We start from the raw sequence: 12,038 nt of genomic DNA on the forward strand, positions 1-12,038 counted from the left end.
GAGCTTTTTTTGTGTATTCAACTTGAGACAATCGATTTTTCTTTTTGCCCTATCCCCTGCCACCCGATGATCGTAATGGCTAGCGCAACCACGATAAACGCGATGAAGTACGGTGAAATGAATGCGCGGATCGCACCCGCGGTAAGCGAGCTTGCGATGATTCCAAGCGAAAAAACCGCTGAGAGGATGCCGAATGCGGTTCCGTGTTTGCTTTTATCGATTTTTTCCGTAATCAAGGTGGTGATGGCTGGAAACAGGATGCCCAAACCGATTCCGACGACAAACAATAGCTGGCTGAGGCTAAGTGGCGCAAACGGCACCACCATCTGATAAAAGCACGCCGCCAACACGAGCATGCCGAACATCGTCCGTATCAATGCTGAGATCCGGTTGATCCAGGTCATACAGACGATCACCAATGTCCCGACGCCAATATAGCTGAACAACTTACCTGCATCACTCGTCGACATTCCTTTTTCCACCACTAAAAACGGCAGTTCATAGCCAATGGTCCCTTGCGCGTACATCAAGGCGAAAGCGACAAAATAGATCATCAACAAGTGTTTATCCAACCTCAATCCACCGCTGTCAGCCTGCTCTTTTTTATACACGGTGATCGGTTCGAACTCCCTGATAGACATAACACCGATGACGGCTGTAATCAAAATGCATCCACCGATGATAAAATAAGTGCCTTGATAATCCACGAGTTCCACCAGGTACCCACCGATCGTCGGAGAAACGATATGTGCAATCGTCATCAGCAATCCGTTGAACGCCATGTTCTTCCCTTGCTGATGGCTGTTCTTAGCGTAACCTGACAATAGCGCAAAGCATGCCGGTGTCATAAACGCCAGGACAAGCCCATTGAATAAACGCAGGACCAACAACCCGTCAGGATTAGATGCAATCCCATGCCCCATCATCAATAACCCAGATAAAAAAAGCGGTACCACAATGAACTTTTTCTTACCAAAAGCATCAATCAGCGGTCCAGCAATCAAGTTTCCACACATGTTTGCGAAGGACGATACACTCATCATGATGCTGACAAAAAAGCTTGTCGCCCCAAGTGCCACCGCATAAGGCGTGAAGATCGGATACTGGATATGTAAACTTAAAGACACCAAAAAAAGCACCGTGAAAATCGCAGCCATGCCTTTTCTTCTCTCGTCCATAAAATCGCCTCCAACATAAGTGTATGAACGAAATCGAAAAAGAGACATGCTCAATAAATTTTGATAAGACCTAATTAATATTGCGGATTCATTACGCATTTAGTCATGTGGTGGAAAAACACAAGGCACTACATATTGGATGTTTCCAATGACATAAAGTGGTTTTCATCCTGCTTTTTCTTTGGATATGAATTTAGAAAAAATAAAGATCATTAAAATCATTCCCAAACTGATAAACATGCCGATTCTTTGATTCATATGGACGATTGCCCCTGAAATAGCGAGTAAAATAATCAAAATGCCTATATAGGAAGTATACGGAGATCCGAATGCTTTGAATGTCCCTTGGGTATCGGCATACGTAGGATGTAATTTGATCTGTGAGGCCAGGATGATCACCCAGTTCAAAATCAGCATGACACCTGCAGAAGTCGTTACATATTCATACATTGTGCCTGGTAAAAGGTATGAGAAAAGAATGGAAATTGCCAGTCCAATTGCCGTCAATGACAGGGCCGGTAACGCTACACCACGATTATTTTTCTTTTGCAGTATTTTTGGTGCATCCCCATCCTTAGCCAGCGAAACCATGACACGACTGATCGAAAACAAGGCTCCAACCATCGTTGAAAAAGCTGCACTGATGATGATGACATTAAAAATGGTATCCAGATAAGGGATTTGGAATGCCGATAGTGCTGTCACAAAAGGACTTTCTGACTCGTTGATGATGGTCCAGTCCACCATTTCCAATACAAAAAATAAGGATAATATGTAGATTGAAATCAAGGTGATGATCAGTCCTACACCTGTCTTTGGAACATCTTTCTTACTTTCAAGTTCCGATGATGCGACCCCAACAACTGCAATCCCCCCAAATGAAAAGAAGATGAAAATCATCGCTGACCATAACCCACCGATCCCATTTGGAAAAAGATCCCCGATTCCTGAGTGGTTTACGGAGACGATATCCTTCGGACTGATGAAATCCAACAAGAACAATGTTCCGAACACGATGAAAATGATGAGCGTTGATAATTTTATAATGGCAAATAAAGACTCTATCTGACCAAAGTTTTTCACTCCGAGCAAATTGATTCCAAATCCCAACACCGCGTAGATAATCGAAAATAACCATAATGGGATATGAGGAAACCAGAACTGTGTAAAGGTCGAAAGCGCCACGATTTCACTGGACATGATCAAGACACCGGACAACCAATACATCCACCCTGAGAGAAAACCTGCAGAATGTCCGAAGGCTTTCCTTGCATATGTCCGAAAAGAGCCTGTTTCCGGATCATTTACTGTCATTTCGGCCAAAGAACTGAACACAAAGAAAGTGGTCAACCCCGCGATCAAATAACCAATCAAAATAGATGGGCCCGCAATTTTGATTGAAAGACCTGTCCCCAGGAAAAAACCAGCCCCTATGATCGAACCGATTCCTATAAGGGAAAGCTGCCACCATCTTAGTCCCTTTCCTTTTTTAAGTTGCTTTTCCTTCGCATGTTGCACAGACTGTTCAAACAAGTGATGGTGTTTCATGTAAACTTCCCCCTATAAGTGTAGAGTCGTCACATACGCCTGATTATTATTAGCCATTGTGCCAATCTTTACTAATAACGGGAGGATGATTTATTTTCGAAATAAAAAAACGGCCTCAATGGATCATTACTACATGTATGAAAACACGAATAACCAGTATGCAATTTACCAATCCTGCGCGATGTAAAATTTGTCAGCTTTTTGGATGCCTTTATTCCCCCAGCGCGCCTCGATTCAGGATAAGCTCTTAATTCTCCAGGCTAGAACAGCTACCAACATTTTTCTGGTGGTGTAACGTAACGTCAGAATCATGATTCCTATCCTTTTTAAAGCGAAGGTAACTTTTAATTTTCTGATAATTCAAAAATTGCTGTTGCTTTTTTATTTTATTCCCTTTATCATAAAAATCAGACTACAGTCGACTGTATGTTTTTATAATTCAATACTTTTTTACTGAATTCTATGGAGGTGGCAATTTGAGACTGCTAAGCGAGATTGATGAAATAATACTAAACAAACGAGACGAATACTTAGAACAATTGTTCACCCTACTACGTCAAAGGAGTATTAGCACACAAAATGAAGGAATTACTGAGTGTGCAGATTTGCTCAAAAGAATGATGGAGGAAATTGGGATAAACACCAAAATAATGAAAACTGTTGGTCATCCAGTTGTTTATGGTGAAAGGATAAAGGATAAAAGTTTTTTTACGCTACTTATTTACGGCCATTATGATGTTCAACCGCCAGACCCAATTGCCGAATGGAAATCTCCCCCTTTTGAACCCACTATTAGAGAAAATAGAATTTATGGCCGAGGAGCGGGAGACAACAAAGGACAACTAATGGCCCAACTCCTTGGTATTAATACATATATAGAGGCCTTCGGGGATCTACCTATTAATATTAAATTTATATTTGAAGGAGAAGAGGAGAAAGGTAGCGTTAATTTAGCCGCTTTTGTAGAAGAACATAAAGACCTATTGAAAGCTGATTTGGTTTATACAGCTGATGGCTCCTCCCATTATAGTGGTTCCCCACTTATTTTATTAGGTGTAAGAGGGGTGCTTGCTCTTGAATTAAAGGCAAAAGAGGCAGAGTGGGATAACCACTCAGGGAATACGGGTAACATTTTAACCAATCCCGCTTGGAAGCTAATTGATTTATTACATACAATGCGCGGAAAAGATGGTCGTGTTTTAATTGATGGATTTTATGAAGATATTCGTCCTCCCTCTGTACGGGATAAAGAATTACTTAAATTATTACCTTTTGATGTTGAAGATATAGGTAAAAAAATTGGTTATCCCAGTTTAAATATGGATGGTGAATCATATTACCATAAGTTAACCATGGAACCGACATTTAATATTAATGGGTTGGAGAGTGGTCATACTGGTGCCGGCTTGAAAACGATAATACCTTCTATGGCCACTGTAAGACTAGATATACGCCTCGTAGTAGATCAGGATCCTATGGATATCTATAAAAAAATCGCTCAACATGTTCAAGTCCATGATCCTAGCATCGATGTGAAATATTTAGGGTCGATGAAGCCGTCTAGGACTTCTGCAGATATTGAAATAGTGAAAGTTGTAACTAAAGCAATACAACAATCATATGAAAAGAAGCCGATTATCCAACCGAGTCTTGGCGGCTCCCTACCTGACTATGTTTGGACAAGCATCTTAGGCATACCTTCTATAATAATGCCTTATGCAAATTTCGATCAAAGAAATCATTCTCCTAATGAAAATTTAGAATTAGATTACTTTTTTAACGGAATTAAGTGTACTTGCCACGTGATTCAGGCTCTCGGTGAGCATTCCAAATCATATTCAAATAAATAACTATTGTCAGAAAGGGCGAGTAACAATGGAAGAAAAATCAAATATCGAAACGCACGACGTGCAAGAGTCTAAGAAAAACAAAAAATTCCCTATGCCAGATGTTTTTGTCATTTTATTTTCTTTTCTGTTAATAGCTTATGCTCTTTCTTATATTATTCCTTCAGGGTCTTATGAGAGAGTAGAAAGGGGTGGGATTACACAGATAGATCCAAATAGTTTTCAATACGTAAACAGTGAATCTTTGTCTATAATGGATTTATTTTTATCCATTGTGCAAGGACTTTCTGCATCAGCTGATATAGTGTTTTTAATCCTTATAGTCGGAGGTACCCTAGCTCTCATTGAATCAAGTGGAGCATTTAAAGCAGGAATTGGTTCTCTTATTAGATTGACAAGGGGCAATTACTTGTTGTTACTTGTCACTTTCTCTAGCATATTTGCTGTCCTCTCGACGTTTGGAGTCGGAGCCAACATAGTCATTGCTTTTGTACCAATAGGAATAATAATTGCTCGGTCTCTGAAGCTGGATCCTGTTGTAGGGGTTGCACTGGTTTTCTTAGGATCCTATTCTGGTTGGGCTGGAGGAGTTTTTGATCCAATAGTAACAGTTTTTGCTCAAAGCATTGCTGAGCTTCCTTTATTTTCAGGTGTTTTATTCCGTCTTGTGATTTTTGTTATTTTTGTCTCTATCACCATTTTATATATCTGTTTATATGCCAAAAAAGTACGGCACAATCCTGCTAACAGTCTAATGGGATCTGACTATCTTTCTCAGTATCCTGATTATGAAGATAAGGAATCTGTAACAAGTACGATTTTTACAACACAACAAAAAATAATCCTCTTGTTGTTTGTAACATTCCTTGGGATCTATTTGTATGGTGCATTTAATCTAAAATGGAATATAAAAGAACTTTCAGCAATTTTCATTATGCTCGGCATTGCTGTAGCTATTGTTTCAAGGATTTCCCCGAATCAATTCGTAAATGAGTTCATGAAAGGTATTAAACAAGTAATATATGGAGCTCTTGTAGTTGGTTTAGCTCGAGCTGTCATCATTCTACTAGAAAATGGACGTGTCATAGATACAGTTGTCAATGGAACCACTGCGACTTTAGATATGTTCTCTCCTGTTGTATCTATGCAATTGTTATACTTCTTTAATTTATTTTTCAACTCAATCATTACTTCTGGAACAGGGCAAGCTGCAATCGTTATGCCAATCATGGTACCAATTGTGGATATGTTAGATGTTACAAGACAAGTTGCATTTATAACATTTAAGTTAGGGGACGCAATTACAAATATCATCACCCCTCTTTCTGGAACATTAATGGCTTGTTTGGCATTAGGAAAAGTATCATACGGGAAATGGTTGAAATTTATTTTTCCATTATTTCTAATCTGGACTGTAATTGGTGCAATTTTGGTAGGAATTGCTGTAGTTATCCAATATGGACCTTACTAGATTAAATATTTAATATCCGCTCAAAGTTATCACTTTATACTTGTGATCCATAGACTGTGAGGAATGATATTAGGAAGTGTTATTAATGGATAAATACTGAAGGATATTTCAATGATTTTTTAAAGAACATTTCATTGAGTCGTGTCGGAAGAAAGTAGTTTTAAAAAATAATAACTTAGGAGGGTTACCATGGATTCAACGATTACTACAACAAATGAAAATTGCGAGGTCCACGATCAAAAGGTGTTAAACTGGGCAAAAGATATTATTGAAAATAGTTCTTCTTCGAGATTGATTCAGAAAGAAATTATTGATGCTGTCGACCGGAATGCCATTTGGAGAGGGCAGGAATGTCTTAACTTATTAGCCCCTGAAGCACCTACAAGTCCGATCGTTCGCCAATTACTAGCATCTGAAGTAGGGACTAGAGCAGCTGAAGGTCATATAGGACCCACACAAAGATGGTTTTCAGGAACTAAGTATATCGATGAAATTGAATCTCTATGTGTAGAGTTATTAAAAAAGGTCTTTAAGAGTAATTATGCAGATCATCGCCTTGTCGCAAGCATGATAGGAAATATGACTGTCTATGCAAGTCTAACAAAACCGGGAGATAATATCTTATCCATTTCACAACCATTTGGCGGTCATTCCAGTAACCGTTATGATGGACCAGCCGGTATTCGCGGACTAAATATTTATGATGTTCCAATGGATCCAGTTGATTTGGTAGTAGATATAGATGAGTTTGCAAAGGTAGCAAGACAAGTAAAACCTCAGCTAGTTACACTCGGTGCCTCAATGACATTATTTCCATTCCCACTTAAAGAAATCTCTGAGATCGTCGATGAGTGGGGAGGAAAAATATTCTTTGATGGGGCTCATCAGCTTGGACTAATTGGAGGTGGTCAATTCCAAGATCCTTTAAATGAGGGAGCTTGTATCATGACGGGATCAGCAGGAAAAACGTTTAGTGGTCCTCAGAGTGGTATCATTGTTTGGAATGACCCAGAACTAACACAATCAATCAGTGATACGATCTTCCCTGCTCTTGCTGCAACACATCAAGTAAATCGTGTCGCTGCTTTGGCTGCATCTGCTGCAGAATTCCTAGCATTCGGAAAAGAATATATGGAACAAATTGTGGCGAATGCAAAAGCATTGGCTAAAGCATTACATGAAAGAGATATAACTGTGCTCGGTTCCCATAAAGGTTTTACAGAAACTCATCAAGTGATTCTTGATGTTAAGCGTTTTGGTGGTGGATTAGAAGTCGCACAAAAATTGGAGAAAGCAAATATTATTACAAATAAAAACCTTATTCCCGGCGACAAACCTGAGGATTGGGATTACCCAAGTGGGTTACGCATTGGAACGATTGAAATCACACGCTTAGGTATGAAGGAGGCTGAGATGGATATCATTGCAGACTATATTGTAAGTGTTTTGGAGGGAAGAGAAACAGTCGATTCTATCCGAAAGCGTGTCATTGAATTCCGATCAGCCTATCAAAAAATGCATTATTGCTATGACTGATCTTTGTAGGGTACATTTTTAAAATGACTGGGTGACCTTATAATAAGAACGGGGGCTTATTCGAAGTAGGGTAAGCTTCCTTTTTTATGAAATTAATGATGTACTTCAACAAGATAGACAGTAATCCGGGGAAGGTCACTGTCGCAAAAGAGTCGTTGATAACAATTGCAATACCTCATGACAGGTGTTTTATCGGATATATTATATTTCTCTAGCATTTTTTTCGGAGGGTAACAGTTTAATTTAGCCTCTCTTGGAGTCGGTTCTGGATAAAGTGGGTCAGGGAAATGACGACCACATTTTTTCTCGCGAATTCATCTGATTGATCTCGCCGGGCATGCTGATCAAGAATAGGACGAACACTCTAAGCTCGTTTGGCTGAAGAGAGAAAACCTTAAATCTTTAGTATGGGCACCAGCGGATATCCCAGCTGTTGAAGAGCTGATAGAAGAAAAAGTGTAGTCCATTGTCAGACTACACTTAATGATTAACAATCATTTTTATTTTCTGCAACACTTGTTAAAGGGTTGAAGAATTCATTTTCTGCATACCCTATTGAAACAAGGTTTAAAATCTTGAAATAAAGCCATTTTATATCAAAAAATCGTCACGTGACACGGTTTTGGAAGACCATAAAGACTAAGTTCGTCTTAACCGCAAAGCTGGCATAGGTGTATGACGACCTTTTTTTAAAACAAAAAAGCTTATCATTTCTATCCAATATGCAAATGAGAAGTTTAAAAAAGTACGTATTTGGAAAAAACACGTACTTTTTTAACAATCTGAGTCCAGGAAGCGTTCCTGCGCTTTTGTTACTAAAGTTGATTCAAAATCTCTAACTAGATTAAACCTGAATCAGCCCTATAAATATCGCAATTACAATCAGGACAAGACTAAGCCCCCACATCCAAAATACAGAATAGCGTAAGTGACGACCCATTTCCAGACCTGATAAACCTAATGCAAGCCAAACAGCAGGAGCTAATGGACTGACAAATGTACCTACGATATTTCCAATAATCATTGAATAGGATGTTGATAAAGAGTCTATTCCAAAACCTGTTGCAATTTGTTCGACGACTGGAAGTAATGCAAAATAATACGCATCTGTACTTAATATTAGCTCAAATGGTACACCTAAAATTCCAACAATTAAATGCAGAAATGGAGCGATCGTTGCCGGAAGAACACTTACAATATCGTTTGCAATCGCAGTGAGCATGCCGGTACCATTAAGGATTCCTAAAAACAGTCCTGCTGCAAGAATAATCGATGCCATCGTAAGTGCATTTGGTGCATGTGCACGAATTGTTTCCATTTGATCTTTTACATGAGGAAAATTAATCGGCAGTGCAATACTAACACCAATCATAAACGCTAATCCTGCAGGAATAAGTCCTGATACAAGAACTCCAATAACAGCTAAAGCTAAAATCGAGTTTAACCACAACAATTTTGATTTTTCTTTCGTAGAAGTGTCTGATTTTTCTGTCATATCAGGGTCATATTCTAACTGTTCAGCTGTAGCCGCGATTTCTAACGACCCATATTTCTTAATGATTCGGCGTTGTTCTCGCATCCCAAGGAAAACAGCTAAAACAATCATTAGAACAATCCCGCTAATTTGAATCGGTATAAGCGGCCTCCATAATTCAGTTACATCGACTCCAAGAACAGAAGCAGTTCTCCCTAACGGTCCGGCCCATGGAAGCATATTCATAATACTTGCCGCTCCACCTACTAATAAGAGCAGCAAATATGGATTCATTTTCAACCGATTATATACTGGTAAAAGTGCTGGCACAGTGATCAGAAAAGTAGAAGCACCAGATCCATCTAACTGAGCAACTGTCGCAATAAGAACAGTGACTACACTAATTGTAATGACATTCCCTCTAGAAAGGGCTACCATTTTATTAATCATTGGATCAAAAAGTCCTACATCCTGCATAATTCCAAAGAATATAATCGCAAATATAAACATAATCGCAACAGAGATGACAGAACCAATCCCCTCTTCAAAAAAGCCCCCAATTTCAGAAAAAGTAAAACCTGCTAATAACGCACCAATAATCGGCGGTAATACCATAGCTACAATCGGCGTCACCTTCCCGCTAATCAGCAATGATACGATAAGTAAAATGATGAAAAAACCAATAAAACTAAGACTCATTATCGCTTCACCTTCCTATGTAAAAAATTCTCTCCACCTAAGTATGCCGCCCAATTTTTATATTGAATGCGTTTACGATGGAGTATGAAAAACGATCTACTTCCTAGAGGATGCAAAATAATACAGTGCATATCGTTATGGTCTTTTTCATTACAGTTAAGTCTCTCCTCGGTACGAAAACGCTTACTTTTTTAAGTATAAAATATTCAGAAAAGTTTGTAACGATTATCAATTTAATGTGTTTTAAAATCTTTCTATGCATTTTTTTTATTTTGTTCACGGAAATATAAAAAAAAGCATGACCTGATAGTCATCCTTTCTCACTATTTACAAGTTACAAGTTTTTTCACTGTTTTTTAGGAATCCTGTCCCTTATTCCAGATAACTGCCCAGTTATTGAATAAAGGAAAAGCTGGAGATCAACTAACAATCTTCAGCTCTCGCCCCTGTAGTTTTCACCGCATCCTTTTTTAGTTCCCTTTTCTCTCGATTCAGTTTTTGAACTCTTCTTTTTTATCATTCATTCATTACCTAAATGTGTAATCATACTCATTTATTAATAAACATACTTCCAAATCATACATAGATTAAATGCCATATACAAATAAAAGTTGATACATCATTTACTACCGTTTTACAGCAGAAATAGGAGCTGTTTCTAAAGCATTGTTTATGCCCTTTTTCATAAAAAACACAAATGCGAGGGCTGTTGAAACAAGCCAACCGAGCAAAAAAATGCCTGTTAGGACGGGAAATAGTGTCCATTCAAATACAGGGAGACCGAGAGCAGTTTGGAATCCGATCAATGCAATCGAAATCATCCACGCGATGCTCCCATAATGGATCAGCAATTTTTTTATGCGCTCAGTGACTTGCGCTTTTTCCAAAAGCCATGCTGGCAAGATCAACGTTTGCAAGGCGTGAAATCCGATTCCATGCAGTACGATCAAATTTCCTGCATCTCCTGTAAATCGGCCCTGAAGTAAAATCATACATATCCCTGCAAGATTGGCTAGAAGGACAGAAAGAAACGCATATCGGATTCCCAATATCAGAAATGGGCGTCCATGAGGTGATTTCAATCTGAAAAACTTTATCATAAGCCATATGGTTAAGCCTACCAGCATTAAGGAAAGGACCCCGAAAAGCATCCCTGCAAGTGTATCAATGACAGAACCCTCAGTTGAAAACCGCGGATTCAAGCCCCGGAAATTCTGAACGGTTTCAATTGCATAAGCATACAAAATCGAGATGATGAAAAGCCATCGTATCGTTTTCCTTTTTCGATCACTGAATCTTGCTAATGGCAAAATCGCGGCGATTGAGAGGGTAAAAATACCGATTGCCGCATTGAAGGAAAATGCATCGTTCATATTGCCTTCAGGTAAAATGATGGAGCCTCGGAAAAGGATAAATGCAGCAATACCGATTGCCAGTAAAAGTCCGATCAGACCAGTGAACACGAGCCATTTTTCTCCTTTAAACAGCTTAGGAGATGGTTCAACAACATTTGCATCCGTCTTGATCAAATTTGTCATTCAGATTACCTTCCTTCTTAATTTTTAATTTATTTATTAATCAATAAATAAAGATTCTAAAGAAAAACTTGGCGTGGCCAAGCCCTTCATTATGGTTATACTTTGTTAAATGATTTCATTAGAAAATTCCATTTTAACAGTCCGTTTTATTTTTCGCTTCAAGCAATTCGGGCATATCCAATACTTCTGCAAGTGTAATTAATAAGCCGGTTCCAATAAAATCAGCTGCACTCTCTTTCGGATTGGGAATTTCCGCTAAATCCATTTTCAACGTCAAGCTTTCAAAAATCTTATTATACATTTTACGGACATGTTCACGAATGCCTTCATCTGAAATGGTGTAGGCCTGCATGACCATCAGCACCTCATCACGATTGGTTTGCATGATTTCAAAGAAAGCACGCCCCATCGTTGGAATTAATTGGTCAGAAGGTGCGTCGACCTCTGAAAATGTATCATAAATACGGCTGAAAGCTCGATCGATGACAACCTTGAACAACTCCTCTTTATTAGAAAAGAAATGGAACACATAAGGCTGAGTTACACCTGATGCCTTTGCCACCATTGCAGTCGTCGTTTTATGGTACCCCTTCTCTGCGAAAATGTTCATCGCATTTTCGATGATCCGTTCTCTTTTATCTTCCCGGACTACCATCATATCATCCTTTTATTCATTTTATTTATTTATTGATTGATAAATAAATTATATTCAACCAACGTCATTTTGTCAATTGTCTTTACTAAATT

At 38.7% G+C, this 12,038-nt stretch carries 8 protein-coding genes and 1 pseudogene; 4 read left to right on the forward strand and 5 right to left on the reverse strand.

What is annotated here, in order from left to right; translation table 11 throughout:
• Positions 1 to 17: 17 nt before the first annotated feature.
• Positions 18 to 1,178 carry an MFS transporter gene (locus tag L1611_RS16895; protein WP_236314893.1) on the reverse strand — a complete coding sequence of 387 codons (1,161 nt, stop codon included), beginning with the start codon at positions 1,176 to 1,178 and terminating at the stop codon, positions 18 to 20.
• A gap of 165 nt (positions 1,179 to 1,343) precedes the next feature.
• Positions 1,344 to 2,726, reverse strand: coding sequence for an amino acid permease (locus L1611_RS16900; RefSeq protein WP_236314894.1), 1,383 nt, complete (start codon positions 2,724 to 2,726; stop codon positions 1,344 to 1,346).
• A gap of 476 nt (positions 2,727 to 3,202) precedes the next feature.
• Between L1611_RS16900 and L1611_RS16905 the strand changes: the two genes are divergently transcribed.
• The 4 genes and pseudogenes from L1611_RS16905 to L1611_RS16920 all read left to right on the forward strand — a co-directional run.
• A complete protein-coding gene (locus tag L1611_RS16905; protein WP_236314895.1) occupies positions 3,203 to 4,576 on the forward strand; it encodes a M20/M25/M40 family metallo-hydrolase in 1,374 nt (457 codons plus the stop codon).
• Between the two features lie 25 nt (positions 4,577 to 4,601).
• The gene (locus L1611_RS16910; RefSeq protein ID WP_236314896.1) at positions 4,602 to 6,044 is read left to right on the forward strand and encodes a YfcC family protein; all 1,443 of its coding nucleotides are present in this window, start codon (positions 4,602 to 4,604) and stop codon (positions 6,042 to 6,044) included.
• Between the two features lie 189 nt (positions 6,045 to 6,233).
• Complete coding sequence (locus tag L1611_RS16915; protein ID WP_236314897.1) at positions 6,234 to 7,580, forward strand: serine hydroxymethyltransferase; 1,347 nt, start codon at positions 6,234 to 6,236, stop codon at positions 7,578 to 7,580.
• Positions 7,581 to 7,937: 357 nt separating this feature from the next.
• Positions 7,938 to 8,042, forward strand: a pseudogene (locus L1611_RS16920) (8-oxo-dGTP diphosphatase MutT); the annotation flags it as partial.
• Between the two features lie 382 nt (positions 8,043 to 8,424).
• On the opposite strand, the gene L1611_RS16925 reads toward L1611_RS16920, so the two are convergent.
• The 3 genes from L1611_RS16925 to L1611_RS16935 form a co-directional block, all read right to left on the reverse strand.
• Positions 8,425 to 9,753, reverse strand: coding sequence for a CitMHS family transporter (locus tag L1611_RS16925; RefSeq protein ID WP_225066986.1), 1,329 nt, complete (start codon positions 9,751 to 9,753; stop codon positions 8,425 to 8,427).
• Between the two features lie 626 nt (positions 9,754 to 10,379).
• Entirely contained in the window at positions 10,380 to 11,291 is a 912-nt protein-coding gene (locus tag L1611_RS16930; RefSeq protein ID WP_236314898.1) for a hypothetical protein, read from the reverse strand.
• Positions 11,292 to 11,424: 133 nt separating this feature from the next.
• The gene (locus tag L1611_RS16935) at positions 11,425 to 11,946 is read right to left on the reverse strand and encodes a TetR/AcrR family transcriptional regulator (RefSeq protein WP_236314899.1); all 522 of its coding nucleotides are present in this window, start codon (positions 11,944 to 11,946) and stop codon (positions 11,425 to 11,427) included.
• Positions 11,947 to 12,038 lie beyond the last annotated feature (92 nt).

This window comes from Pseudalkalibacillus salsuginis, assembly GCF_021646685.1.
Taxonomy (GTDB): domain Bacteria; phylum Bacillota; class Bacilli; order Bacillales; family Fictibacillaceae; genus Pseudalkalibacillus; species Pseudalkalibacillus salsuginis.